The sequence below is a fragment of the Candidatus Andeanibacterium sp. genome (assembly GCF_057143545.1).
Window position 1 is genome coordinate 1 of the sequence record NZ_DBNHSF010000021.1, and the last position, 24,018, is coordinate 24,018.

36 protein-coding genes, 1 tRNA gene and 1 pseudogene are annotated in these 24,018 nt (G+C 64.1%); 23 read left to right on the forward strand and 15 right to left on the reverse strand.

Annotation, left to right across the window (positions count from 1 at the left end; translation table 11 throughout):
• The 5 genes and pseudogenes from AC16XC_RS01030 to AC16XC_RS01050 form a co-directional block, all read right to left on the reverse strand.
• Positions 1 to 260 (reverse strand): annotated as a pseudogene (locus AC16XC_RS01030) (tRNA pseudouridine(55) synthase TruB); the annotation flags it as partial.
• A 39-nt stretch (positions 261 to 299) separates the two neighbouring features.
• Positions 300 to 698 (reverse strand): DUF6491 family protein, encoded by a 399-nt coding sequence (locus tag AC16XC_RS01035; protein WP_484032773.1) that lies wholly within the window; start codon positions 696 to 698, stop codon positions 300 to 302.
• A 62-nt stretch (positions 699 to 760) separates the two neighbouring features.
• A complete protein-coding gene (locus AC16XC_RS01040) occupies positions 761 to 1,447 on the reverse strand; it encodes a site-2 protease family protein (RefSeq protein WP_484032774.1) in 687 nt (228 codons plus the stop codon).
• Between the two features lie 36 nt (positions 1,448 to 1,483).
• A complete protein-coding gene (locus AC16XC_RS01045; protein ID WP_484032775.1) occupies positions 1,484 to 2,038 on the reverse strand; it encodes a GNAT family N-acetyltransferase in 555 nt (184 codons plus the stop codon).
• Positions 2,035 to 2,613 carry a thymidine kinase gene (locus tag AC16XC_RS01050; RefSeq protein ID WP_484032776.1) on the reverse strand — a complete coding sequence of 193 codons (579 nt, stop codon included), beginning with the start codon at positions 2,611 to 2,613 and terminating at the stop codon, positions 2,035 to 2,037. The genes AC16XC_RS01045 and AC16XC_RS01050 overlap by 4 nt, the downstream gene beginning before the upstream one ends.
• Positions 2,614 to 2,687: 74 nt before the next feature.
• Here AC16XC_RS01050 and AC16XC_RS01055 point away from each other — a divergent pair, with 74 nt between their 5' ends.
• Entirely contained in the window at positions 2,688 to 4,277 is a 1,590-nt protein-coding gene (locus AC16XC_RS01055; protein ID WP_484032777.1) for an AbgT family transporter, read from the forward strand.
• Here AC16XC_RS01055 and rbfA read toward each other — a convergent pair.
• The 6 genes from rbfA to pspF all read right to left on the reverse strand — a co-directional run bounded on the left by rbfA (position 4,274) and on the right by pspF (position 11,439).
• The gene (gene rbfA / locus AC16XC_RS01060) at positions 4,274 to 4,678 is read right to left on the reverse strand and encodes a 30S ribosome-binding factor RbfA (RefSeq protein WP_484032778.1); all 405 of its coding nucleotides are present in this window, start codon (positions 4,676 to 4,678) and stop codon (positions 4,274 to 4,276) included. The genes AC16XC_RS01055 and rbfA overlap by 4 nt on opposite strands.
• A 92-nt stretch (positions 4,679 to 4,770) precedes the next feature.
• Entirely contained in the window at positions 4,771 to 7,269 is a 2,499-nt protein-coding gene (infB, locus tag AC16XC_RS01065) for a translation initiation factor IF-2 (protein WP_484032779.1), read from the reverse strand.
• Positions 7,270 to 7,294: 25 nt separating this feature from the next.
• The gene (locus AC16XC_RS01070; protein ID WP_484032780.1) at positions 7,295 to 8,053 is read right to left on the reverse strand and encodes a DUF448 domain-containing protein; all 759 of its coding nucleotides are present in this window, start codon (positions 8,051 to 8,053) and stop codon (positions 7,295 to 7,297) included.
• Positions 8,034 to 9,695, reverse strand: coding sequence for a transcription termination factor NusA (gene nusA / locus AC16XC_RS01075; RefSeq protein ID WP_484032781.1), 1,662 nt, complete (start codon positions 9,693 to 9,695; stop codon positions 8,034 to 8,036). The genes AC16XC_RS01070 and nusA overlap by 20 nt, the downstream gene beginning before the upstream one ends.
• A gap of 5 nt (positions 9,696 to 9,700) precedes the next feature.
• A complete protein-coding gene (gene rimP / locus AC16XC_RS01080; protein ID WP_484032782.1) occupies positions 9,701 to 10,267 on the reverse strand; it encodes a ribosome maturation protein RimP in 567 nt (188 codons plus the stop codon).
• Positions 10,268 to 10,416: 149 nt separating this feature from the next.
• Positions 10,417 to 11,439, reverse strand: a complete 1,023-nt coding sequence (gene pspF / locus AC16XC_RS01085; RefSeq protein ID WP_484032783.1) for a phage shock protein operon transcriptional activator — start codon at positions 11,437 to 11,439, stop codon at positions 10,417 to 10,419.
• A gap of 154 nt (positions 11,440 to 11,593) precedes the next feature.
• Here pspF and AC16XC_RS01090 point away from each other — a divergent pair, with 154 nt between their 5' ends.
• The 13 genes from AC16XC_RS01090 (at position 11,594) to AC16XC_RS01150 (ending at position 16,390) form a co-directional block, all read left to right on the forward strand.
• Positions 11,594 to 11,758, forward strand: coding sequence for a hypothetical protein (locus AC16XC_RS01090; RefSeq protein WP_484032784.1), 165 nt, complete (start codon positions 11,594 to 11,596; stop codon positions 11,756 to 11,758).
• A gap of 161 nt (positions 11,759 to 11,919) precedes the next feature.
• Complete coding sequence (pspA, locus tag AC16XC_RS01095; RefSeq protein WP_484032845.1) at positions 11,920 to 12,687, forward strand: phage shock protein PspA; 768 nt, start codon at positions 11,920 to 11,922, stop codon at positions 12,685 to 12,687.
• 3 nt (positions 12,688 to 12,690) lie between these two features.
• Complete coding sequence (pspB, locus tag AC16XC_RS01100; protein WP_484032785.1) at positions 12,691 to 12,993, forward strand: envelope stress response membrane protein PspB; 303 nt, start codon at positions 12,691 to 12,693, stop codon at positions 12,991 to 12,993.
• Complete coding sequence (pspC, locus tag AC16XC_RS01105) at positions 12,990 to 13,367, forward strand: envelope stress response membrane protein PspC (RefSeq protein ID WP_484032786.1); 378 nt, start codon at positions 12,990 to 12,992, stop codon at positions 13,365 to 13,367. Before pspB ends, pspC begins: the two co-directional genes overlap by 4 nt.
• Before the next feature lie 25 nt (positions 13,368 to 13,392).
• On the forward strand, positions 13,393 to 13,701 hold the full coding sequence (locus tag AC16XC_RS01110; protein WP_484032787.1) for a hypothetical protein: 309 nt from the start codon (positions 13,393 to 13,395) through the stop codon (positions 13,699 to 13,701).
• A gap of 3 nt (positions 13,702 to 13,704) precedes the next feature.
• Entirely contained in the window at positions 13,705 to 13,998 is a 294-nt protein-coding gene (locus tag AC16XC_RS01115) for a hypothetical protein (protein WP_484032788.1), read from the forward strand.
• Positions 13,998 to 14,375 (forward strand): hypothetical protein, encoded by a 378-nt coding sequence (locus AC16XC_RS01120; RefSeq protein ID WP_484032789.1) that lies wholly within the window; start codon positions 13,998 to 14,000, stop codon positions 14,373 to 14,375. Before AC16XC_RS01115 ends, AC16XC_RS01120 begins: the two co-directional genes overlap by 1 nt.
• Before the next feature lie 28 nt (positions 14,376 to 14,403).
• Positions 14,404 to 14,733 (forward strand): hypothetical protein, encoded by a 330-nt coding sequence (locus AC16XC_RS01125; protein WP_484032790.1) that lies wholly within the window; start codon positions 14,404 to 14,406, stop codon positions 14,731 to 14,733.
• A gap of 5 nt (positions 14,734 to 14,738) precedes the next feature.
• Positions 14,739 to 15,059: a hypothetical protein gene (locus AC16XC_RS01130; protein ID WP_484032791.1), complete on the forward strand. Its 321-nt coding sequence runs from the start codon at positions 14,739 to 14,741 to the stop codon at positions 15,057 to 15,059.
• A complete protein-coding gene (locus tag AC16XC_RS01135) occupies positions 15,056 to 15,361 on the forward strand; it encodes a hypothetical protein (protein ID WP_484032792.1) in 306 nt (101 codons plus the stop codon). The genes AC16XC_RS01130 and AC16XC_RS01135 overlap by 4 nt, the downstream gene beginning before the upstream one ends.
• 14 nt (positions 15,362 to 15,375) lie before the next feature.
• Positions 15,376 to 15,675 (forward strand): hypothetical protein, encoded by a 300-nt coding sequence (locus AC16XC_RS01140; RefSeq protein ID WP_484032793.1) that lies wholly within the window; start codon positions 15,376 to 15,378, stop codon positions 15,673 to 15,675.
• 49 nt (positions 15,676 to 15,724) lie between these two features.
• Positions 15,725 to 15,958, forward strand: coding sequence for a hypothetical protein (locus tag AC16XC_RS01145; RefSeq protein ID WP_484032794.1), 234 nt, complete (start codon positions 15,725 to 15,727; stop codon positions 15,956 to 15,958).
• Positions 15,959 to 15,982: 24 nt separating this feature from the next.
• Positions 15,983 to 16,390, forward strand: a complete 408-nt coding sequence (locus AC16XC_RS01150; protein ID WP_484032795.1) for a SufE family protein — start codon at positions 15,983 to 15,985, stop codon at positions 16,388 to 16,390.
• Positions 16,391 to 16,461: 71 nt separating this feature from the next.
• Here AC16XC_RS01150 and AC16XC_RS01155 read toward each other — a convergent pair whose 3' ends face one another.
• Positions 16,462 to 16,986 (reverse strand): sterol desaturase family protein, encoded by a 525-nt coding sequence (locus tag AC16XC_RS01155; RefSeq protein WP_484032796.1) that lies wholly within the window; start codon positions 16,984 to 16,986, stop codon positions 16,462 to 16,464.
• Positions 16,987 to 17,148: 162 nt separating this feature from the next.
• Here AC16XC_RS01155 and leuC point away from each other — a divergent pair, with 162 nt between their 5' ends.
• The 7 genes from leuC to AC16XC_RS01190 all read left to right on the forward strand — a co-directional run bounded on the left by leuC (position 17,149) and on the right by AC16XC_RS01190 (position 21,170).
• Complete coding sequence (leuC, locus tag AC16XC_RS01160) at positions 17,149 to 18,582, forward strand: 3-isopropylmalate dehydratase large subunit (RefSeq protein WP_484032797.1); 1,434 nt, start codon at positions 17,149 to 17,151, stop codon at positions 18,580 to 18,582.
• A 41-nt stretch (positions 18,583 to 18,623) separates the two neighbouring features.
• Positions 18,624 to 18,779, forward strand: a complete 156-nt coding sequence (locus AC16XC_RS01165; RefSeq protein WP_484032798.1) for an isopropylmalate isomerase — start codon at positions 18,624 to 18,626, stop codon at positions 18,777 to 18,779.
• On the forward strand, positions 18,779 to 19,375 hold the full coding sequence (gene leuD, locus AC16XC_RS01170) for a 3-isopropylmalate dehydratase small subunit (protein ID WP_484032799.1): 597 nt from the start codon (positions 18,779 to 18,781) through the stop codon (positions 19,373 to 19,375). Before AC16XC_RS01165 ends, leuD begins: the two co-directional genes overlap by 1 nt.
• Positions 19,376 to 19,444: 69 nt before the next feature.
• Positions 19,445 to 19,768, forward strand: a complete 324-nt coding sequence (locus AC16XC_RS01175) for a DUF1476 domain-containing protein (protein WP_484032800.1) — start codon at positions 19,445 to 19,447, stop codon at positions 19,766 to 19,768.
• A 3-nt stretch (positions 19,769 to 19,771) separates the two neighbouring features.
• Positions 19,772 to 20,005: a BolA family protein gene (locus AC16XC_RS01180; RefSeq protein WP_484032801.1), complete on the forward strand. Its 234-nt coding sequence runs from the start codon at positions 19,772 to 19,774 to the stop codon at positions 20,003 to 20,005.
• Positions 20,006 to 20,040: 35 nt separating this feature from the next.
• A complete protein-coding gene (gene grxD, locus AC16XC_RS01185) occupies positions 20,041 to 20,370 on the forward strand; it encodes a Grx4 family monothiol glutaredoxin (RefSeq protein ID WP_484032802.1) in 330 nt (109 codons plus the stop codon).
• Between the two features lie 485 nt (positions 20,371 to 20,855).
• Complete coding sequence (locus AC16XC_RS01190) at positions 20,856 to 21,170, forward strand: TraR/DksA family transcriptional regulator (protein ID WP_484032803.1); 315 nt, start codon at positions 20,856 to 20,858, stop codon at positions 21,168 to 21,170.
• A gap of 169 nt (positions 21,171 to 21,339) precedes the next feature.
• On the opposite strand, the gene AC16XC_RS01195 is transcribed toward AC16XC_RS01190, so the two are convergent.
• Positions 21,340 to 21,416: transfer RNA gene (locus tag AC16XC_RS01195), tRNA-Arg, on the reverse strand.
• A gap of 57 nt (positions 21,417 to 21,473) precedes the next feature.
• Between AC16XC_RS01195 and AC16XC_RS01200 the strand changes: the two genes are divergently transcribed.
• Positions 21,474 to 22,265 (forward strand): queuosine precursor transporter, encoded by a 792-nt coding sequence (locus AC16XC_RS01200; protein WP_484032804.1) that lies wholly within the window; start codon positions 21,474 to 21,476, stop codon positions 22,263 to 22,265.
• A gap of 70 nt (positions 22,266 to 22,335) precedes the next feature.
• Here AC16XC_RS01200 and AC16XC_RS01205 read toward each other — a convergent pair whose 3' ends face one another.
• Together AC16XC_RS01205 and AC16XC_RS01210 are read right to left on the reverse strand one after the other, a co-directional pair.
• Positions 22,336 to 22,566, reverse strand: coding sequence for a PspC domain-containing protein (locus AC16XC_RS01205; protein ID WP_484032805.1), 231 nt, complete (start codon positions 22,564 to 22,566; stop codon positions 22,336 to 22,338).
• Positions 22,563 to 22,688 (reverse strand): hypothetical protein, encoded by a 126-nt coding sequence (locus AC16XC_RS01210; RefSeq protein ID WP_484032806.1) that lies wholly within the window; start codon positions 22,686 to 22,688, stop codon positions 22,563 to 22,565. Before AC16XC_RS01210 ends, AC16XC_RS01205 begins: the two co-directional genes overlap by 4 nt.
• 226 nt (positions 22,689 to 22,914) lie before the next feature.
• On the opposite strand from AC16XC_RS01210, the gene recF reads away from it, so the two are divergent.
• Positions 22,915 to 24,000 carry a DNA replication/repair protein RecF gene (gene recF / locus AC16XC_RS01215; protein WP_484032807.1) on the forward strand — a complete coding sequence of 362 codons (1,086 nt, stop codon included), beginning with the start codon at positions 22,915 to 22,917 and terminating at the stop codon, positions 23,998 to 24,000.
• The last annotated feature ends 18 nt before the right edge of the window (positions 24,001 to 24,018 follow it).

A 24,018-nucleotide genomic window follows, 5' to 3' on the forward strand; every position in this document is an offset into this window, starting at 1 on the left:
CGGATCGTGAACTCATAGGTCTTCTCGCTGTCGAGCATTCGCCCGCATAGCTTGGTCGCTTCGCCCAGCGCGATCGGCAGCACGCCCGAGGCAAGCGGGTCGAGCGTCCCGCCATGGCCGACCTTGACCTTGCCCCAAAGGTCGAAGACGCCTGCCTCGCGCAGATTGCGCTTCACCGCCGCAACATCCTGGATCGAGCCGAGGCCGACCGGCTGGTCGAGGATGTTCCAGCCATGGAGTAGCGGGCGCATTTCACTCATGCGGGCGCCATAGGACGAGTTAGACTGCCTGTCAGGCGCTTAGCCCTCGGCGGTTTCGTCTTTCTTGTCACGTTTCCCGGGAGGCTCGCCTTCGATCCGCTCGAACGACTTGAAGCTGTAGCTTCGCCCTTTGACGAGGATCTCGCCCCATTTGTCGAGCCGGCTCCCGCGATTGGTGTCGATCCCGATCGTGAGGACATAGGGCAGGTCGTGGGACGGGACCAGCAGCTCGGCCTTGTACCAGTTCTTCCGGCGATCCTGGAAATAGATCGTGTCGCGATCTTCGGCGTACCAGTTCCGTACCCCGCCATGATCGGCAAAGGCGATATAGTCGCGGTTCTTGGCCTTATCGGCGGATGCTTCCGAATCCTGCGCATTCGCAGCGGCAGGCAATATAGCGAAAGCCGCGAGCGGCAGGAGAATTGCAGAGAGTTTCATCGTCATCTCCTTGGCCGCAAACCCTATCCTGTCGAACAATAACCGGTGCTGAACGCCGCGTCCTACCGTGCTGCGACCCAGTCCGCGAGCCGGTAATAGTGATTGAGCATCCATTCGACCGGAGGCCAGACCACATTTTCGATCACACCGCTGTTCGGGAACGCCCAGGTGATCGCGATCAGCAGGATGAAGAGGAACATCCCGTATTGCCGGAATTTCGCATAGCCCTCGGCCGCGGACCGCGGGAGCAGGCCCTCGACGATATGCGATCCGTCGAAGGGCGGGATCGGCAGCAGGTTGAACATCGCCAGGAACACATTGATCAGCAGGAAATACTGCAACATCATCACGGTCAGCGACGACTGGAACTGCTCGGTGGACAAGCCGGCATAGCCGAACAGGAGGCCGAGCAGGATCGCGCCGATGCCTGCCAGCAGCAAATTGCTCGCCGGTCCTGCCGCGCCGACCAGCATCATGTCCCGTCGCGGATTGTTGAGGCGGCGGCCATTGACCGGGACCGGCTTGGCCCAGCCGAAGATCGGCCCGCCGAGCAAAGCCAGCGCGCCCGGGACCAGCAGGGTCCCGACCGGATCGACATGGCGGATCGGGTTGAGCGACAACCGCCCGCGTTCGCTGGCGGTCGGATCGCCGAGCAGTTTTGCGACATAGCCATGCGCCACTTCGTGGAACACGATCGCGACGACGAGCGCCGGGACCAGCGCGATGATGGAGAGGATCGTTTCGTTCATTGACGGGAGATAGGGGGCTGCATCGGTTTGGCCAAGTCAGTCGCCGGAGCGGTGTGGCCATTCTCCGGCGAGGATCGAGAACACCACCGTATCGCGGACATGGCCGGTCCAGGTCACCCGCTCGGCCCGCAGCACGCCCTCCCTCACCGCGCCAAGCCTGAGCACCGCGGCCTGCGACCTGGCATTGCGCTCGTCGACGCGGAACTCGACCCTGGTCAGTCCGCAGCGGTGAAACGCGTGGTCGAGCATCAGCCGCTTGATCCGGCGATTGAGCCCGGTGCCGCGAGTTTCCGGCATGATGTAGCTGTTGCCGATCTCGATTGCCCAGCCCGGCTCGCCCCGTTCGATCCAGGCGGTCATCCCGACGACGCGGCCACGCTGCAAGATCGCGTAGGGCCGCCTGACCGGCGCCGCCGCCAGCAGGCGGTCGAATTGCGGATCGAAATCCGTGCCCTTGTAGCTTACCGGGTAGACCCGCCAGATTTCCGCATCCGCAGCGGTTGCCGCGCGCAATCCTTCGCGATGGGTTTCCGCCAGCGGCTCGAGCTTCAGGTCGCCCTCTGCGAGCGGCACGTAAAGCGCATCGTTCACCTGCCGAGCGCCTCGCTGAAATGCTTGCGGCAGAGCGCGACATAGCGTTCGTTGCCGCCAATCTCGGTCTGCGCGCCCTCGCGGATTGCCTGGCCGCCAGCGTCAACCCGAAGGTTCATCGTCGCCTTGCGCCCGCAATGGCAAATGGCCTTGAGCTCGACCAGCGTATCGGCAATCCCCAGCAGCACCGCCGAGCCGGGAAACAACTCGCCCTGGAAATCGGTCCTGAGGCCATAGCAGAGCACCGGAATTCCCGCTTCGTCGGCCAGCCGCGCCAATTGCCAGGCCTGCTCCTTCGTCAGGAATTGCGCCTCGTCGACCAGCAAGCACGAGATCGGCGTGGCCGCATGGCAAGCGTTCACCGCCTGCCAGAAGTCGGTTTCTCCGTCGAAGAGATGGGCATCCGCATCAAGCCCGATCCGGCTGGCAAGCGGCTTGCCGCCCGAACGGGTATCGAGCGCTGCCGTCCACAGCATCGTCGCCATGCCGCGTTCGCGATAATTGAAATCGGCCTGCAGCAGGGTGGTCGATTTCCCCGCATTCATGCTGGCATAGTAGAAATAGAGCTTGGCCATCGCGTTCCAGCCTGTACCCTCCGAACCCGCAACAGGTAATCCCCTTTCGGGGTATAGCAGGGGTACAGTCGACCATGGCGAGCGAAACACTGGCGGCAGTGCCGGCGAAGGGATTTCTGGGCTGGATCGAACGGACCGGCAACAGGCTGCCCGATCCGGTGTTCCTGTTCCTGTGGCTGATCGCCGGGCTGATCGTGCTCTCGCTTGTCGCCGCCGGGATGGGCTGGTCCGTGACTCACCCGACCGAAATCGACGAGGCGACCGGCCAGGCGCGAATCATCGCCGCGACCAGCCTGCTCTCGCCCGAGAATATCCGCCGCTTGTGGGTCGAAATGCCGACAACCTTCACCCATTTCCATCCGCTCGGCTATGTCCTGGTGGTGATGCTTGGCGCGGGCGTGGCCGAACGTTCGGGCCTGTTCGGAACGGCGATGCGCGCCGGCGTGCGCAATGCGCCGCTGTTCCTGCTCACCCCGATCGTCGCCTTGGTCGGGATGCTGGGCAACCTCGCCGCCGACGCCGCCTATGTCGTGCTGATCCCGCTTGCCGGGATCATTTTCCACGCCGCCGGGCGCAACCCGATCGTCGGCATCGCGGCCTGTTTCGCGGGCGTCGCGGGCGGGTTTTCGGCCAACCTCCTCCCGGGCCAACTCGATGCGCTGCTGTTCGGGATCACCGAGGCGGCGGTGGAGAGCGCGTTCGGCGAATTCACCGCCAATATCGCCGGCAACTGGTATTTCATCATGGCGATGCTGGTGCTGTTCCTGCCGGTGATCTGGTACGTGACCGACCGGATCATCGAGCCGCGGCTGGGGCGATGGGATCCCGCAAGGGCCGGTTCGGCCCATGCCGACGAGCAGCAGGACCGGGCATTGACCGATGGCGAACGCAGGGGGCTACGTTACGCCGGCCTCGCCCTGCTCGCGGTGGTCGCGCTGTGGCTGGTGTTCGTGTTCGGCCCGGGCACGCCGCTGATCGACATAGAGGCCACGCCCGAGGCGCGGCTGACCCCGTTCTACCAGAGCCTGGTGGCCGGATTCTTCCTGCTGTTCCTGCTGGCAGGCTGGGCCTACGGCAAGGGCGCGGGGACGATTACCGACCATCGCAGCCTGGTGAAGATGATGTCGGGCGCGATGGAGGACATGGCCTATTATCTCGTGCTGGCTTTCGCCGCGGCGCATTTCGTGGCGATGTTCGCGTGGTCGAATCTCGGCCTGATCACTGCGGTCGAAGGCGCGGACGTGCTGCGCTCGACTGGACTGCCGGCTTGGGCGCTGCTGGTGATGATCGTGATCTTCGCCGCCCTGCTCAACTTGTTCATCGGCTCGGCCAGCGCCAAATGGGCGTTGCTTGCCCCGGTGCTGGTGCCGATGCTGATGCTGCTGGGGATCAGCCCCGAAATGACCACCGCCGCCTATCGCATGGGCGACAGCACGACCAACATCATCACCCCGCTGATGGTCTATTTCCCGCTGATCCTGATCTTCTGCCAGCGTTGGCAGACCGATTTCGGCCTGGGCAGCCTCGCCGCGACGATGCTGCCTTATTCGCTGTGCCTGCTGGCGGTCGGGCTGGTGATGGTGGGCGGCTGGGTCGCGCTCGACCTGCCGCTGGGTCCGGGCGCCAGCGTGTTCATGGAGATACCCGGCAGCTCGGCGGGTTAGTCGTCGCTTGCGCCCAGATCCCGTTTCACCTTCGGGTCGTTCAACAATCGCTCGATCCGGCTCGCTTCGTCGAAGCTCTCATCGGCTCGGAACTGCAGTTTCGCAGCGAATTTGAGGCCGAGCCGCTTGGCCACCTCGCGCTGGAGATAGGCAGTGTTCTGCTGCAGCGCCTTGACCACCTCGTCCTCGTCCGCGCCGAGCAGCGGCTTCACATACACGGTGGCGTTCCTGAGGTCCGGCGTCATCCGCACTTCGGTAACGCTCACCGTGTGGCCGGTCAGGGTCTCGTCGTGGACTTCCTGCCGGGTAAGGATTTCCGCGAGAATATGGCGCACGCGCTCGCCCACCCGCAACACGCGGACGGAATGTTCTTCGGCGCTGTATTGCTGCCTGCGGGCCATAGTTTTCCTGGCGACTCCCTGGGTGGGACTCGAACCCACCAAACAACCAACCGAAATTAGTCGCCCTCGCCGACCGAGTCAGGAGCCAAAAGTTACAGCGTCCTCTCGCGCAGCTCGATCTCGAACACCTCAAGGCTGTCGCCCGGCTTGACGTCGTTGGTATCGGCCAGCACCACGCCGCATTCGAGGCCGGCGCGGACTTCCTCAACATCGTCCTTGAAGCGCCTGAGCGACGCGATGGTGGTCGCCGAGACGATGACATCGTCGCGGGTGAGCCGTGCATGGAGGCCCTTCCTGATCGCCCCTTCGGTGACCAGCAGGCCGGCCGCCTTGTCGCGCTTGCCGGCCGGGAAGATCTCCTTGACCTCGGCCCGTCCGACGACGTTCTCGATCTTCTCCGGACCGAGTTCACCCGCCATTTCGGCGCGGATGTCGTCGGTCAAATCGTAGATCACGTCGTAATATTTCATCCGCGTCTTGTTGCGCTCGATCAGCTCGCGCGCCTTGGCGTTGGGGCGGACGTTGAAGCCGATGATCGGCGCGCCGCTGGCCGAAGCCAGGGTCACGTCGCTTTCGGTGATGGCGCCGACCCCCGAATGGAGGATGCGGGCCTTGATCTCGTCGTTCGAGATCGCGTGGAGCGCATTGACGATCGCTTCCGCCGTACCCTGGACGTCGGCCTTCACCACCAGCGGGAACTCGATCACGTCGCTCTTGAGCCCGGCGAACATCGCATCGAGATTGGTCGGCGCGGTCGCGGTGCGCTTCTCGGTCGCCTTTTCCTGGCGATATTGCGAGACTTCCCGCGCGCGCTGTTCGTTTTCGACCACGGTCAGCATGTCGCCCGCCATCGGGACGCCGGCCAGGCCCAGCACTTCGACCGGGGTTGACGGCCCAGCCTCCTTGACCTGCCTGCCCATGTCGTCGACCAGCGCGCGCACGCGCCCGCTCTCGGTGCCGACCACGAAGACATCGCCGCGCTTCAAGGTGCCGCGATTGACCAGCACGGTCGCGACCGGGCCGCGGCCCTTGTCGAGCTGCGCCTCGATCACGGTCGCTTCGGCATTGCGATCGGGCCGCGCCCTCAATTCGAGCAATTCGGCCTGGAGGGTGATCTTCTCGATCAGTTCGTCGAGCCCGGTCTTCTTGGTGGCCGAAACTTCCACGTCCTGCACGTCGCCCGACATTTCCTCGACGATCACTTCGTGTTCGAGCAGCCGTTCGCGAATCTTCTGCGGGTTGGCTTCGGGCTTGTCGCATTTGTTGATCGCCACAATCATCGGCACGCCCGCCGCTTTGGTGTGATGGATCGCCTCGATAGTCTGCGGCATCAGCCCGTCGTCGGCAGCGACCACCAGCACGACGATGTCGGTCACCTGTGCGCCGCGCGCGCGCATCTGGGTGAAGGCCTCATGGCCGGGCGTGTCGAGGAAGGTCAGCCTGTCGCCATTCTTGGTGGTGATCTGGTAGGCGCCGATATGCTGGGTGATGCCACCGGCTTCGCCCTTGACGATATCGGTACCGCGCAAGGCATCGAGCAGCGAAGTCTTGCCGTGATCGACATGGCCCATGATCGTTATCACCGGCGGACGCGGCTTGAGCGTCTCTTCCGGATCCTTGTCCACGGTCGTGTCGATGTCGACGTCGCTCTCGGATACACGCTTGATATTGTGGCCGAATTCTTCGACCAGCAATTCGGCGGTATCCTGGTCGATCGTCTGGTTGACCGTGACCATCATGCCCATGTTGAACAGCGCCTTCACCAGGTCGGCGCCCTTTTCGGCCATGCGGTTGGCCAGTTCCTGGACGGTGATCGCTTCGGGCACGACCACATCGCGCACCTGCTTCTCGCGCGGCTGGCTGGAGCCGCCGCCATGCAGGCGACGCTCCTTTTCGCGGGCGCGCTTGAGCGCGGCAAGGCTTCGCGCACGGCGGCCTTCGTCCTCGTTCAGGGCGCGATTGACGGTCAGCTTGCCCGATCGGCGGTGGTCGCCGCGTTCGCCGCGATCGCGGCCAGGCTTCTTTTCCTCGCGGGCCTTCTTCTCGCTGCGCTTGGGTTCGGGACGCGCAACCGGCGTAAACTTGCGCGCTGCGGGCGCGCCGGCTTCGGCTTCGATTGGGGCCAAATCCGCTTCGGGTTCGGGAGCCGCCCGCTCGGCCTCTTCGGCCTGGCCCACCTTTTCCTTGGCCTTTTTCGATACCTGCGCGCGATTTTCCTCTGCCCGACGCCTTTCTTCCTCGAGCGCCTGCTGCTTTTCCTCTTCCTCGCGCCGGCTCGCTTCCTCGGCCATCTTCAGGCGGGCTTCCTCGGCCTCGCGCTGGAGACGGGCGGCGCGTTCCTGCGCGGTTTCCTTGGGCGCGGCCGGCTTGGCAGGCGCAGGCCTGGCCTCGACAGGAGCGGGAGCAGGCGCCGGGGCCGGCGCCTCGGCAGGCGCCGAGCCGGGCTTCACGATCTTGCGACGCTTCACCTCCACGACCACCTTGTTGGTCCGGCCGTGGCTGAAGGTCTGCTTGACCTCGCCTGCTTCGACCGAACGCTTGATCCCCAGCGGCTTGCGGGTGCGCGTCGGTTTTTCTTCGCTATCGCTCATTGTGCTCAATCAGTCCTTTGTATTCTCATTCTGTCGTTGTTTCGGGCAGGGCATCGTCCGCCGCCCGGTCACCGGAAGCATTCGCAGCCGCAGGAATGGTCCCCGCAAAGCGCATCAGGCGCCGAAGAGGGATTGCGACCCTTTCGGCCGACGCCCGGTCGGCCAGCGCCAGATGAACGACATTGTCGCGGCCCAATGCCACAGACAGCGCCGCCCGGTCCAGTGGCAAGCGAGTTCCAACAATTCCAGACCCTTCCGCATCCATCCCGACGCGCCAGGCCTGGTCGAGCTTGCGGCACCCGTCCTCGCTGGCATCGGAAGCATGCGCGAGCCAGTGGACCAGGCCCTTGCGCGCCTGCTCGGCGATCCGTTCCGAGCCGGTCAGGAGGCGGCCAAAACGAAGTTCCAGTCCCAGCCGCTGGAGGAACGCGCGCAGCAAGGCATTTTCGATCAGCTCGCAAAGATCGGGCGGGATCTCGATCCTCCCGTCCCTGAACGCGCGGGACAGCGCGCCTCTAAGCTGGCCATTGGCGATCGCCGTTTCAAGTTCCGAACGACCGACACCGATCCAGGCGCCCCGCCCCGGCGCACGCGCCAAGGCATCAGGCAGGACCAGGCCTTCGGGCGATATTGCGAGCCGCAACAGCTCGTCGCGTCCCGCGGTCGTCCCGGTCAGCACGCATTTGCGCTCCGGGCAAGCGGGTTCGCTTCCGTTCGCGCGTTTGCGCGAGCGACCCTTGCCAGCGATGTCGGGGCCTAGCGCCTCATTGGGAGGTGTCCGCATCGGCGGCCTCCCCTGTGTCTTCCGGCCCCGGCTTGCCTTCGCCGGCCGCAGGCGCCTCGTCATCGAACCAGTGCGCACGCGCGGCCATGATGATCTCGTTGCCCTGCTCCTCGGTCAACCCGTAGTCGCCCAGCACACCGCCCTTGTCCTCGGTTCGCACATTGCGGCGCAGCGGCGGGCCATCGGTGTTGCGGCGGCGCGGTTCGGTGCGCTTCTTCTGGATCAGTTCGTCGGTCGCCAGGTCCGCGAGGTCGTCGAGCGTCTTGATCCCGGCCTTGCCGAGCGTGACGAGCATTGCTTCGGTCAGATGCGGCATGGTGGCAAGATCGTCTTCGACGCCGAGCGCGCGGCGCTCCTTGCGATGCGCCTCCTCCTGCCGTTCGAGCGCTTCGACCGCGCGCGACTGGAGTTCCTCCGCAAGATCGTCGTCGAAGCCTTCGATCCCGGCGAGTTCTTCCATCGCGACATAGGCGACTTCCTCGAGCTCGGCGAAGCCTTCGGCCACCAGCAACTGCGACAGCGTTTCGTCGACGTCGAGTTCCTCCTCGAACATTTTCGAACGCTCGGCGAATTCCTTCTGGCGCTTTTCCGAGCTTTCCTGCTCGGTCATGATGTCGATCTGGCTTTCGGTCAGCTGCGAGGCGAGGCGGACATTCTGCCCGCGGCGGCCGATCGCCAGCGATAGCTGGTCGTCGGGAACCACGACTTCGATCCGGCCCTCTTCCTCGTCGATCACCACGCGGCTGACGGTCGCCGGCTGGAGCGCATTGACCACGAAGGTCGCGGTGTCCTCGCTCCACGGGATGATGTCGATCTTCTCGCCCTGGAGCTCCTGCACCACCGCCTGGACGCGCGAACCCTTCATGCCGACGCAGGCGCCGACCGGGTCGATCGAACTGTCATGGCTGATCACGCCGATCTTGGCGCGGCTGCCCGGATCGCGGGCGGCGGCCTTGATCTCGATGATCCCGTCATAGATTTCGGGCACCTCCTGGGCGAACAGCTTCTTCATGAATTCGGGATGCGCGCGGGTGAGGAAAATCTGCGGCCCGCGATTGTTGCGCTCGACCTTCATGATCAGCGCACGGACCCGCTCGCCCACGCGGGCGGCCTCGCGCGGGATCTGCTGGTCGCGCCGGATAACACCCTCGGCGCGGCCGAGGTTGACAATCACATGGCCGAATTCGACCGACTTGATCACACCGGTGATGACCTCGCCCGCGCGATCCTTGAATTCCTCGTACTGGCGCTCGCGCTCGGCGTCGCGGACCTTCTGGAAGATCACCTGCTTGGCGCTCTGGGCGTCGATCCGGCCCAGGTCGACCGGCGGCAGCGGATCGACGATGAAGTCGCCCAACTTGGCATTGGGATCGAGCTTCTGCGCCTGCTTGAGGTCGACCTGCTTGAAATAGTCCTCGACCTCGTCGACCACCTCGACCACACGCCACAGGCGCAGATCGCCGGTGTTGGGGTCGAGCCTGGCACGAATGTCGTTCTCGGCACCGTAGCGCGCTCGGGCTGCCTTCTGGATCGCTTCTTCCATCGCTTCGATGACGATCGATTTGTCGATCATCTTCTCGGTCGCGACCGAATTCGCGATCGCAAGCAACTCTGCCTTGTTGGCGGAAATCGCACTGGACATGGGTGTCAGCCTTCCTCTTCTTCGAGAATCTCTTCGGCGCCGCTGCTATCGAGCGGGCGGGTGGCGGCAATCAGCCGGTCGGTCAAGACCAGCTTTGCCGAATGAACTGCGGCGAACGGGAAAGTGACTGTCCCGTTCTTCCGGTCTTCGATAGTGACGAGCTCGCCTTCAATGCCAGCGAGGTCGCCGCGCAGGTCGCGCAAACTCCCGGACTCCGTGACGACCTTTTCGGACAGCGAGACCTTGGCCTCGTGACCCGCCCAGTCGGCGAAATCCTTCAGCCGGGTGAGCGGCCGGTCGATCCCCGGCGAGGATACTTCGAGCCGGTAGGCGCCTTCGACCAGCACTTCGCCCGCTTCCTCGAGGGCATCGATCTTATCAGAAATCCGCCGCGAAAGCTCGGCACATTGTTCGATCAGGAGCTGGCCCGTCGCCGGGTCCTCGGCCATCACCTGGAGCGCGGGCTCGCCTTCCCCCGCTTCCGCACCGATCATCTTCACGCGCACGAGCTCGAAGCCCAGGGCCTTAGCCTCGGGTTCGATAATTTCGGTCAGGCGCGCCAGTTCGGCCATTCGTGCTCCAACTATCCGACTTGTGTGGTAAACGGGTTTTGGGCCGGCCCCTGCGGCGCCAGCATCCAAACCTGATCAACAATGTCGGGATGGCGGCGAGATAGGCGCGATTGCAGGCAAATGCAAGTAAATTGGGCAGCGACCCGACGCTATTGCACCAGCCCATGCTTCTTGATGCAGTGGCGCAGTTGGTCGTAGGTCAGGCCGAGCGCCTTGGCGGTCTGGCGCTGGTTCCAGCGATGCTTGCCCAGGGCATGTTCGACAATCGACTTTTCGTGTTCGTCGACCGCCGCGCGCAGATCGTCGATCGCATCGTAATCGGGCGGAGCCGAACTTGCAGGCGCGATCTGCGCAACCGCGCCAGGCTCGTTCGGCTTCGGTTCGCCTTTGGGAATCCAGGGACTCTCGAACGGGTCGAACTGGACATAGGCGATCGGCTCGTTCCAGTCGTCCCAGCGATAAACCGCGCGCTCGACGACGTTGCGCAATTCGCGGACATTGCCCGGCCAGTCATATTCCTCGAGCTGCCGCTGGACGTGTTCGGCAAAGCCCGGCCATGCTTCCCAGCCGATCTCCGCCGCCATCCGGCGAGCAAAATATTCCGCCAGCACGCCGATATCGCCTTCGCGCGCGCGCAGGGGCGGCAGCGTGATCACTTCGAAGCTCAACCGGTCGAGCAGGTCCGAGCGGAACTTGCCCTGCCTGGCCAGCCTGGGGAGGTTCTCGTTGGTCGCGGCGACGATCCTGACATCGACCCGGATCGGGCGCGAGGAGCCGATCCGCGTGACCTCGCCATATTCGACCGCGCGCAATAACCGCTCCTGTGCCGCCATCGACAGGGTTGCCAGTTCGTCGAGGAACAGCGTGCCCCGGTCGGCTTCCTCGAACCGGCCCTCGCGCGTTTTGGTAGCACCCGTGAACGACCCGGCCTCGTGGCCGAACAGTTCGGCCTCGATCAGGGTCTCGGGCAGCGCCGCGCAGTTCATGGTGACGAGCGGCTCTTCCCAGCGGTTGGACAGACGATGGAGGCGCTCGGCGATCAGTTCCTTGCCGGTCCCGCGCTCACCGATCACCAGCACGGGGCGACGCATCGGCGCGGCGCGGCTGGCGCGCTCGACCGCATCGAGGAACGCGCCGGATTGGCCAATGAATTGAGTGGTTTCCCGCTCCATTCCCATCTTATAGTGCCGAATCCCAAGACATGGCAATAATTACCAACGCACATGGGAGAATCTTGTGGAATTCCTTCGGATTCGGGCGGCCTTGGGAAATTGGCACGCAGCTTGCAAAGCAACTTTCAAGACGCTGAACGGATTATTTGGAGGAATGAAAGCCATGTACGACCGCCGCTTTTTCGCCAGCAAGCTCGGCAAGGCCGCGATCATCAGCATTGCCGCCATGCTCGCTTTCAACGTGCTGGCGCTCAGCCAGCAGTTGCAGGCTTCGCCGGTTTCGGTTGCCGTCGCTTCGACCGGAGTGGAGCTCGCGTGAGCAAGCCGGAAGACAATCCCTTGTCCCCGATCGGGACGCAGCAGGGCTCGGGGCGCGCTGACCCCCCCGAGAGCGGGAACCAGTCCCCCCGCTCTACCAGCGCCCAGGGCTTTGCTGCGTCCCAACCGCACCGCTCGCGCCTCGACCGGGAAGTCGAGCGCTTGCGCCGGAGCCCGACGCCGACCACAACCGAAGACACATCGATCAACTTCCTTGGAGGAGTCCCTTGGATGGGCATTTTCTCGCGCACCCGTGACATCATCGCCGCCAATTTCAACGAGCTGCTCGACCAGGCCGACGACCCGTCGAAGATGATCCGCATGATCATCCTCGAGATGGAAGAGACGCTGGTCGAGGTGCGGGCGAGCGCGGCGCGGACGATTGCCGACCAGAAGGAAATGCATCGCCATACGGTCAAGCTCGAACGGTTGCAGGCCGATTGGGGCGAAAAGGCCCAGCTGGCGCTGTCGAAGGATCGCGAGGACCTGGCCCGCGCGGCCCTGGTCGAAAAGCGTAAGGCCGCCGACATGGCCGACCAGCTCAAGGCCGAGATCGCCGTGCTCGACGACGCGCTGCGCGCTTATGAGGACGACATCCAGAAGCTTCAGAGCCGGTTGCGCGAGGCTCGCAGCCGCCAGACCCAGATCGCCGCGCGGCTCGAAAGCGCCGAGAACCGGGTCAAGCTGCGCACCCTGCTTTCGACCGAGCGGGTCGACGAGGCGCTTTCGCGCTTCGACCAGCTCGAACGCCGGGTCGATTACGCCGAAGGCCGCGCCGATGCGCTGAGCATCGCCGAAGGCAACCGGCCGCCGAGCCTGGCCGACGAGATCGCCGCGCTCGAAGGCGCGGACAAGGTCGACGAGGAACTGGAAGAGATGAAGCGCGCGCTCGGAATGGGCGGCGGCGACAAGAAGTCGAAGGAGGACTGATCCGTGGATGACGTGTTCGCATTTTTCGCCATTGCATCGGTCTTTGTCGGCCTGCCGTGGATCATCCTCCATTATGTGACCAAGTGGAAAACGGCGGCGACGATCACCACCGACGACGAGGTGCTGCTGGAAGAGCTCTACCAGCTCGCCAAGCGGCTCGACGAGCGGATGGACACGGTCGAGCGGCTGGTGGCGGCCGACAACCCGGATTTCCACGCACCGCGGATCGCCCACGACCTTGAGTCGGACAACCAGAAGCTGCGCGAATTGGACCGCCTGATGGCGGAGAAGGAAGGCCGCAAATGAACAGTCCACGCACCACACTCTACAAGGACAAGAGGGGCGCAAAACTGATGGGCGTCTGCGCGGGGATCGCGGATTATACCGGGATCGACGTGCTGTGGGTCCGCCTCGGCGCGCTGATGCTTGTCCCGATTACGAGCGGCGGCATCATCCCGGCCTATTTCATCGCCGGGATTTTCCTGAACAAGAAGCCGGCCGAACTCTACACCGACAAGGACGAGCAGAAATACTGGCAGCGCGTGCGCCAGAGCCCGACCCGGACCGCGCGCGAAGTGCGGGCCCGCTTCCGCGACATCGACCGCCGCCTGGCCGAGGTCGAGACCTATTACGTAACCAACAATCCGCGCCTTTCGGCCGAGATCGAACGGCTGCGCTGAGCAGAGGCATGAGAGGGGACGAGATATGGACTGGGGTTTCCTGATCCCGATCGTTGCGATCGTGATGGGCATTTCGATCCCGATCACCGCGATCAAGCTGAAGCACAAGGAGAAGATCGAGCAGCTTCGGCTCGCCGCCTCGGGCAATCACGACAGCGTCCGCGCCCAGCAGCAGGACGCCAAGATCGAGCTGCTCGAAGACCGGATCGCGGTGCTGGAACGGATCGTCACCGACAAGGGCTACGACCTGGCGACCCAGATCGAGGCGCTGCGCGACGCCCGCACCGATAACGGCGTGCCGTTCGAAATGGGCCGGCAACAGGAAAGGCAATAGGCAATGGGTCCCGACACCATCTGGGTTCTGATCCCGCTGACAATCTTCGCGATCCCGATCATCGCGATCTGGACTCATCATCAGCGCAAGGTGCTGGAAATGCAGGCGAAGATTTCGGCCGAAAAGGCTGCCCAATATGCCACGAACAACACCGACCTCGAAGAGCGCGTTCGCGTCCTCGAACGGATCGTGACCGACAAGGGCTACGACGTATCGGCCCAGATCGAGGCGCTGCGCGACCAGCAGCGGGTCGAGGAATTGCTGGCCGACCAGCGCGAGAAGAAGGAGCAAGTGTGATGGACCCCACTTTCGCAGCCATCCTGCCCTATGTCGGCTGGATCGTCGGCGCGGGCGCGGCAGTGGCGCTGGCCGGGATTTTGGCTTCGGTGCACTCCACCCGGCTCAAGATCAAGAACGGCTATCCGCTCGAAGGTATGTGGGGCCAGTCTCTCAAGCCGGAAATGACCAGCGAGGCGATGGAGCGGGTGAAGCTAATCACACAAGAAAACGCGGCTTTGCGGGCCGAGCTCGGATCGCTGAAGGATCGCCTGGCAGTGGTCGAGCGGATCGTGACCGACAAGGGCTTCGATGTCGCCCGCCAGATCGAGCAATTGCGCGACCAGCGGACCGAGGACCTCAAGGTCGAGGACCAGCGCGACAAGACATTCAATTGAGCATTCCAGAGGAAGGGGAACACAGGACATGGATTGGGGTAGCCCGCTTTTCGTACTCGCAATTATCGGGATGGCGATGTTCGCCGGCGTCCTGAAGAGCTGGGGCAAATCCGCTCACGGCATCGAGGGCAAGCGCGGACGGCGGGGGGCGATCGGGGCTGAGGCGGGCGAGGTGACCCGCCTGCGCGAAGAGAACGCCCAGCTGCGCGACCGGCTCGAACTCCATGAGGACCGGATCATCGTGCTCGAGAAGATCGTTACCGACAGCGGCTACGATATCGCCCACCAGATCGAACGCCTGCGCGACCGCGATCCCGCGCCGCGGATCGAAACCAGCCGCGACCGCGCGCCGAATTGAAAGAGATGAACATGTTTCCATCCAGTTTCGTCATCACGATCATCGCGCTTGCGATGGGCGCGTGGGTTTTCACCACCTGGATCCGGGCCAGGCACGGCTATCCGCTCGACGACGGCGCCGGCGGCAAGATCGAGCGGCGCGACGACGGCGAAGTCGCCCGCCTGCGCGAGGAAAATGCGCGGCTGACCGACCAGCTCGAGAATTACGCCGACCGCCTGGCGGTGCTCGAACGGATCGTGACCGACAAGGGCGTGATGCTGGCCGACGAGATCGAGGCGCTACGCAGTCGGGACCACAAGCTTGAGGACAGGAGCAAGGCGGAATGACTGAAGGTGGCGGCATATTACTGTTGATCGGACTGGTCATAATCCTGCCGCTGTTGATCGTCGGCGGTGCCGAAGTGCTCAAGCGCTATATCGGTTTCCGCGAAAAGAAGCTCGAGCTCGAAATCCGCGACAAGACGGTGGAAGCCGAGACCTATCGCGCCGAACTGGAGGGACTGAAGCATCGCACGCAGGTGCTTGAGCGTATCGCGACCGACAAGGGCGTGATGCTCGCCGACGAGATCGAGGCGCTGCGCGACAAGGAAGTCCGGCTCGAAGACCGGCGCAATGCGAAATCCGACTGAGGAGGCTTGACTAGATGGACCCTGAAATCGCCGCCATGATGATTATCGCAGCAGTTGCGATCGTCCTGATCATTTCGGTTGCTTCGGTAGTCGGCACGGTCAAGGCCGCGCGGCTTCGGGCCGAACGCGGTCTCAGGAAAGACTGGCTCGGCAACGAATTACCGGTCGAGGATGGTGCTTCGAAGGCCCGCCAGGGCGAGATCGAGGAACTGCGCGAGCGGGTGAAGGTGCTTGAGCGAATTGCGACCGACAAAAGCAGCCAGTTGGCCGATCGGATCGACGATTTGCGCGACAAGGAACGGACAAGGGACTGAATTACTACGCCGCGAGTGAAAGGCCGGCGTACAAGGAGGTAATGCGATGATGAGCGACAATTTGCTGATTGCTGCGGCTTCGTTGACTGGCCTGCTAATCGTGGCGGCCACGGTCCTGAGCGGCTGGCAAGGCTGGCTGGCGCTGAAGCGCCGCGAGCTTGACGTGCGCCGGCCGGTCGAGATCGAAGGCGGCGCCGGCGAAGGCGCGGCCCGGATCGAAATGGCCGACCTCAAGGAACGCATCCGCAAGCTCGAAGCGATCGCTTCCGGGGTGGACCTCTAGGTCCACCCTGCTAGAGGCGCGCAGATGCGCAGCCTCGAAGACATCTATGAAGAATACGAATTTCTCGAAGGCGACGAACGCTATCGCCTGCTGATCGAGCTCGGGCGCGAGCTCGACCCGATGCCCGATGCGCTCAAGACCGACGCCACTTTGGTGCGCGGCTGCTCCGCGCAGGTGTGGGTCTACCCGACCGAGGAGAACGGCAAGCTCCACTTCCTCGCCGACAGCAATGCCGCGATCACCAAAGGCATCGTCGCCCTGGTCCTGAGCGCGGTGCAGGACAGACCCGCTGCCGAGGTCGCCGCAACCGACATTGCCAATGAGCTCGAACCCTTCGACCTCAGGAACCAGCTCAGCTCGAACCGCACCCAGGGCGTGCCCAACATGATCGCGCTGGTGAAGGCAACGGCGGAGCGGCTTTCCAACTCCTGAGTCCCCGCGCAGGCGGGGGCCTTGTTCGAACTTGCACAAGGCTCCCGCCTTCGCGGTAGCTCACGGTCCGGTCAATAGCCCCGTGAATCGACCTCGCGCAAGGTCACCAGCCCGGCCTCGCGCTGGGCCCTGAGCTCGGCCTTGAGCACCGCCGGATCGCGCGCGATCACGAAGCCGAAGCTCACCCCGCCCTCCTTCGAAGTCGTCGCATGGTGGAGATTGTGCGCCTGGACGATCCGCTTGAGATAGCCGCCGCGCGGGACGTAGCGGAACCAGCGCTGGTGGACGAGCCCGTCATGCACCAGCGTATAGATGATCCCGTAGAACAGGATGCCGAGCCCGATCCAGGTGCCGGGTAACCAGGCGTCGGCACCCATCACCCAGGGGCTGCCCACCGCGAACATGGCAATGCTCGCCGCCGCGCCGACCACGCCATAAAGGTCGTTCTTCTCGAACGCCTTGTCATGCGGCTCGTGGTGGTCGCGGTGCCAGCCCCAGCCGAAGCCGTGCATGATGTATTTGTGGCTTGCCCACGCGACCCATTCCATCGCGAACACGGTCGCAAGCACGATCAGCAGGGGCAAAAGCCAGTCCATCGGGCGTAAATAGGGAGTTTCGCCCGCTAAAGACAGCCCCGGCTTGCAAACTGCGCCATTCGGCCTAAGTCGCCCCCTACCCCGTTCGTCTCGAGCGGAATCGAGAGATGAACGCCCAAACGTGTCTCGACTTTGCTCGACACGAACGGATAAATGGAACGCATGGCATCGAAACCGCGCACCTTGTACGAGAAGATCTGGGACGCCCATGTCGTCGAACGGCAGGACGACGGCACGACCCTGATCTTTATCGACCGGCACCTGGTCCATGAAGTGACCAGCCCGCAGGCGTTCGAGGCGCTGCGGATGAACGGGCGCAAGGTCCGCCGGCCCGAACTGACGCTGGCGGTGCCCGATCACAACCTTCCGACCACTCCGCGGATCGACGCCGACGGCAATCGCGTGCCGATCGAAGACCAGGAGAGCCGCGAGCAACTCGCCGCACTCGAACGCAACGCGCCCGAATTCGGCATCACCTATTTCGGTGCGACCGCCGCGCAGCAGGGCATCGTCCATGTCGTGGGTCCGGAGCAGGGTTTCTCGCTCCCCGGCGCGACGATCGTCTGCGGCGACAGCCACACCGCCTGCCATGGCGGGCTGGGCGCGCTGGCCTTCGGGATCGGCACCAGCGAAGTCGAACATGTGCTGGCGACCCAGACCCTGCTGCTGCGCCAGTCGAAGACGATGGAGGTCAAGGTCGAAGGCGAGCTTGGCCCCGGCGTCACCTCGAAGGACCTTATCATGCACATCATCGGCGTGATCGGGACTGCGGGCGGCACCAGCCATGTGATCGAGTATCGCGGCAAGGTGTTCGAGGAGATGTCGATCGAAGGTCGCCTCACCGTCTGCAACATGTCGATTGAGGGCGGAGCACGCGGCGGAATCATCGCGCCCGACGAGACCACCTTCCGTTACCTCAAGGGCCGCCCCTTCGCACCCAAGGGAGAGGACTGGGAGCGCGCGGTCGCCTATTGGAGGACGCTGCGCACCGACGAGGGCGCGACCTTCGACAAGAGCGTTACGATCCAGGCCGCCGAGGTCGAACCGAGCGTGACCTGGGGCACCAGCCCCGAAGACGTGGTGCCGATCGGCGGCGTGGTCCCCGCGCCGGAGAGCTTCGCCGACCCATCCAAGCAGCGCGCCGCGCAGGCGAGCCTCGATTACATGGGGCTCACTCCAGGTACCAAAATGACCGAGATCGAGGTCCAGAACATCTTTATTGGCAGCTGCACCAATAGCCGGATCGAGGATTTGCGCGCCGCCGCCGCAGTGCTCAAGGGCCGCAAGAAGGCGCCCAATATTCGCTGGGGGATCGTCGTTCCCGGTTCCGGCCTGGTCAAGCAGCAGGCCGAGCAAGAAGGGCTCGACAAGGTGTTCATCGAAGCCGGGCTCGAATGGCGCGAGCCGGGCTGCTCGGCCTGCCTCGGCATGAACCCCGACAAGGTTCCGCCGGGCGAGCGTTCGGCATCGACCAGCAACCGCAATTTCGTCGGCCGCCAGGGCCCGGGCGCGCGCACGCATCTCGTTTCGCCCGCGATGGCCGCGGCTGCCGCCGTGACCGGCCGGCTGACCGATGTGCGCGAGCTAAGCGATTGATCGCACTTGAAAACCGATACTGGAAACCCACCTAGGTAACCATGAACGACGAGACAAAAAAGAAGGCCATGATCGCCGGCGCCGCCATCGGTTCGGCCGCCGTCGCCGCCGCGCTGCTCTATGCCTCGCGCAGGAAGAAGGCCAAGCCTGCGCAACCGCCCATGCCGCCCAGCGGCGAACCGCCGGAAACCGACTAATGCAGCCGGTCAAGCAGGTCGAAGGCCGCGCCTATCCGCTGGGCATGAAAAACGTCGATACCGACATCATCATCCCCGCGCACTGGCTCAAGACGGTCACCCGCGAAGGGCTCGCCAAGGGCGCGTTCGAAGCGCTGCGCAAGGACCCGGGCAATGTGTTCGACAATCCGGAATACGCCGCTGCCCCGATCATCGTCGCGGGCGACAATTTCGGCTGCGGGTCGAGCCGCGAACACGCCGCCTGGGCGCTGATGGATATGGGCGTGAAGGCGGTGATCGCGCCGAGCTTTTCTGATATCTTCTCCGGCAATGCGTTCAAGAACGGGATCCTGACGGTCGCCCTGCCGCAGGCAGCGATCGACCGGCTGATGGAAGTGGCCGAGACCGATCCGATCACGATCGACCTCGAAAGCCAGACCGTGACTACCCCGTTCCAGGACCGCTTCACTTTCGAAATCGACCCGTTCCGCAAGCATTGCCTCTTGAACGGTCTCGACGAAGTGGCGCTGACATTGGCGCGCAACGATGCGATTGCAGGCTATGAAGCGCGCCAGGCACAGAGCGCCCCGTGGCTCGCCAAGGGCACCGCCGCCTGAACCACCTTGCCGCGCGCCGCCGGCTGGCGCTATCTGGACCCGACGAAGTTCTTTTTCAGGGAATCACTCATGACCGACTTCAACGATCGCAAGCGGGGCGAAGAAGCCAAGCACGCCATGGACGAGGAAACCGCGTTCCGGATTGCCGCGCGCGCCAACAGGCTGCTCGGCCAATGGGCTGCCGGCGAGATGGGCCTCACCGCCGAGGAGACCGATGCCTATGCCAAGGCGGTGGTCCAGGCCGATTTCGAGGAAGCCGGACACGAGGACGTCATCCGCAAGGTGGTCGGCGATTTCACGTCCGCCGGGATCGATATCGATGCCGAGCAAGTGCGCGCGATGCTCGAGGAAAAGACCGTCGAAGCCCGCCGCCAGCTGATGAGCGATTCCTGACCTATGGCGATGCAAGCCTCGCAGATCGAGGCCCTGATCAGGTCCGCACTGCCCGATGCCGAGGTCGAGATCACCGATCTTGCCGGCGATGGCGACCATTACGCCGCCAGGGTTACCTCCGCCGCCTTCGCGGGAAAGACCCGCGTCGCCCAGCACAAGCTGGTCTACGAGGCGCTTGGCGGGCGGATGGGCGGCGCGCTCCATGCCTTGCAACTGACTACCGCCGTTCCCAAGTGAAGGCTTACCCCTAAACATTATTCCAGGGCCGTATCATGACCGACGTCAACGAACGCATTTCCAAAATTGTCAGCGACAGCGATGTCGTGCTGTTCATGAAAGGCACCCCGCTGTTCCCGCAATGCGGCTTTTCGAGCCGCGCGGTCGCGATCCTGCAGCATTGCGGGGTCGAATTCGGCAGCGTCGATGTGCTGCAGGACATGGAAATCCGCCAGGGGATCAAATCCTATTCCGACTGGCCGACCATTCCCCAGCTCTACGTGAAGGGCGAATTCGTCGGCGGCAGCGACATCATGATGGAAATGTTCGAGGCCGGCGAGCTCCAGCAGCTGCTCGACGAGGCGCAGGTAGCGAAGGCGGGCTGAACCTCCTCTTCCCCCTCGATGGGGGAAGGATAGCGTAGCTTGCTCCTTCCGGAGCTAGCGAAGCTTGGAAGGGGGTGGCTCTGCGGCGAGCGGTTGCCTCACCCCCACCCAACTCCGACTAGGCCCGGCGGGCCAAGTCTTCGTATCCCTCCCCCGTCGATGGGGAGGGCGAATCCTGTTCCGAAACGTCCGGGATTGTCCTGGAAATAAGAGGCGGGACCGGGAGACCAGGTTTTGGGGGACAGGGGTCGGTCCCGCCTCTTTGAATAAACCAGAGACGTACATAACACTGCAATCCCCGTGCCAGTTCTTGCGTTGCGTGCTTTCCTGCGCCTGGCGATGGTTTCCGGCGCATTAACCTTCTTGCAAGTGTAAGCAATCCCGACAGGTGAATGGCAATTCCGATTGATGCCGCGCAAAGACTTGCGCAGTGCCCCGCTGCAGCCCTACGCTGCGTGTTTGAACCTGCCGTGGAGATTTTTCAGATGAGTGACCATGCCGAACTTGCAAAAGTGCTGGAGGCAAAGCTTGCCGAACTGCTGGGCCGCTCGCGCGAGATCCGCGACGAATTGCGCCACGAGCTCGACGCGGATTCGAGCGAGCAGGCGGTCGACCTCGCCGACGACGAGGCGCTGGCGGGCGTGGACGATGTCCTGCGGCGCGAGATCGCCGAGATTCGCCAGGCGCTGCTGAGGATCGAGAACGGCACCTATGGCACCTGCGCCAGTTGCGGCAAGGACATCAGCGAAGGCCGCCTCAAGGCGATGCCCACGGCGACGCTGTGCATCGAGTGCGCTTGATCGCGCTCAAGTAGTAACGCGGTGGCACGGAGAGGAAACTGGCGCGCCCGGCAGGACTGTCCTCGCGCTGCGCGCTCGTTCGTCTCCGCTTTGCTCCGACTCCGAACCCAAGGTCCGAGCCCGCCCCAGCATGCCAGCCAAGAAGGCCCATTTATTGGGCCCTCTTGGCTGGCGCGCCCGGCAGGACTCGAACCTGCAACTCCAAGCTTAGAAGGCTCGTGCTCTATCCAGTTGAACTACGGGCGCGCGCAGCGTTCCATTAGCGCGCTTTCCCCTTTGCGCAAATCGGGTTAGTCCCCTGCCATGAGCGGGGAACCCAGGCAGATCGGCGGCAAGGCGGGCGCGCGGCGGCATTTCCGCTATTCCGATTATGTGATGGCGGCGTTCGTCACCATCCTGTTGCTGTCGAACCTGATCGGGGCGGCCAAGCAGGCGCAGGTCGACCTGCCGCTGCTTGGCACGATCACTTTCGGCGCCGGGGTGCTGTTCTTCCCGGTGAGCTACATCATCGGCGACGTGCTGACCGAGGTCTATGGCTATGCCCATGCCCGCAGGGTGATATGGACCGGGCTGTTCGCGCTGCTGTTCATGGTGCTGATGTCGGTGGTGGTAGTGAACATCCCGCCCGCGCCCGGCTGGGCGATGGCGTCGGCCGAATATGTCGTCAATGGCGAGACGGTGACCGCGCCCAACCAGGCCGCCTATTACTCGGTGTTCGGGCAGACCCCGCGGATCGTGTTCGCTTCGCTGATCGCCTTCTGGTGCGGCGAATTCGTCAACAGCTTCGTGCTCGCGAAGATGAAGGTGCTGATGCAAGGGCGGCATCTGTGGATGCGCACAATCGGTTCGACCGTGTTCGGCCAGGCGGTCGACAGCGCGCTGTTCTATCCGCTGGCATTCCTGTTCGTTCCGGGCTGGACGGTGAGAGATGTGATCATGCTGGCGATCACGCAATGGGTCATCAAGACCCTGTGGGAGGCGCTGTTGACGCCGGTGACCTACCAGGTGGTCGGCTTCCTCAAGCGGCGCGAGGGGGTCGAGGTCTATGACGACGATACCGATTTTTCGCCCTTCGCGCGGGAAGGCTTCGATTAGAGGGCTGAGCGGGGCTGTTTGGTGCGCTCAAGCAGCAAAGCGTTAGCGCAATCCAAGTCCCATCCCCGGCTCAGCGGTTTACCAGCGCGGTAATGATGCCGATCGCCAGATAAAGCAGGATCGGTGATCCGAAGCCGATCAGCGTGGCGAGGACAAAGCCGCCCCGCACGTAATTGGCGTTGATCCCGAAAAAATTGCCGATCCCGCCGCAAACGCCCATCACCATCCCGTTGGTACGATCGAGCTGGAATGAGCGCTTGCTTGCGGGGGCGCGGCCGTCGCTGTGTTTGAGCGAGCTCATGCGACAATTCCGACGGCAGCGCTGGCGGGCGGTGCGAAATAGGCGGTCAGCATGAGGCCGGTGATGGCCATGGCGCTGAAGAAGGCGGCTACGCGGCTGCCGATGGAAACAGTGTTCTGCATTTCAATTCCCCTTCGTAAACTCTGTGGAAGGAACCATTCCGTCCACGCCAGATGTATTGCAGGAGCCGTGCCAGTTTTGAAAAATGCCGAATTTCCGCCATTTCCTGCCCGGAGGAATTTGCTTTACGGGAGGTGAATGCCATGTGTTGGGAATATTCACTAACTAGTGGGATCGACAATTTTGCGTGGCTAGCGCGACTATGCGCCGCTATCGCACCTGCCATACATGGCGCTCGACCGGATCACCCTTTCAAGCTTTCGCAACCACCGGGATAGCCGCCTTGACGGCACCGCCCGGATCAACCTGCTGATGGGCGATAACGGGGCGGGCAAGACCAATGTGCTCGAAGCGATTTCGCTGTTCGCCCCGGGGCGCGGGCTGCGCCGCGCGACACTCCCCGAGATGGCTGGCGATCCGGGACCGGGCGGATTTGCGGTGAGCGCCGAGCTTCTGACCGAAGACAGCCCCGATCCTGTCCTGCTCGGGACCGGCGCCGATCCCGCCCGGCCGGGGCGCAGGATCGTCCAGGTCAATGGCGCCGATGCCAGCGCGACCAGTCTCGGCGAATGGCTGGCGGTGACCTGGCTTACCCCGTCGATGGACGGACTGTTTGCCGACAGCGCGGGCGCGCGGCGGCACTACATGGATCGGCTGGCGCTGGCGCTCGAACCCGCCCATGCCCGCCGGGCGAGCCGCTACGAGGCGGCGCTGCGCGAACGCAACCGGCTCCTCGCGGACGAACGCGAGCCCGAGCCGCAATGGCTCGATGCGGTCGAAGCCCAACTGGCCGAAGCGGGCGAGGCCCTGGCGGCGGGACGCGCGACGCTGGTCGCAAGGCTCACCGCCGAACTCGCCAGCCTGCCCGACGCGCCCTTTGCCCGCCCCGCCCTCGCCTATGTCCCGGGTGGCCCGCTGGAGCGCGGCGAACTGGCGGAGGCGCTGCGCAAGGGCCGAAAGCGCGACCGCGCGGCCCAGCGGACCCTCACCGGCCCCCATCGCGACGAACTCGAAGTAACCATGGCCGGCAAAGGCCAGCCGGCCGCCAATTGTTCGACCGGCGAGCAGAAGGCGATGCTGATCGCGATCACCCTTGCCCATGCCGGCCTCGCCGCCGGCGAGCGCCCCGGCCTGCTGCTGCTCGACGAGGTCGCCGCGCATCTCGACCCGGTCCGGCGCGCGGCGCTGTTCGATCGCCTGCGCGCGGGCAAGGCCCAGGCCTGGCTTTCAGGGACCGAACTTGCGCCGTTCGAGGAGCTTGCGGGAGAGGCCGCGACTTGGCGGGTGTCAGACGGGAAGGTGGAGCGACTCTGAAGTTGGCTGAGCTCCCGC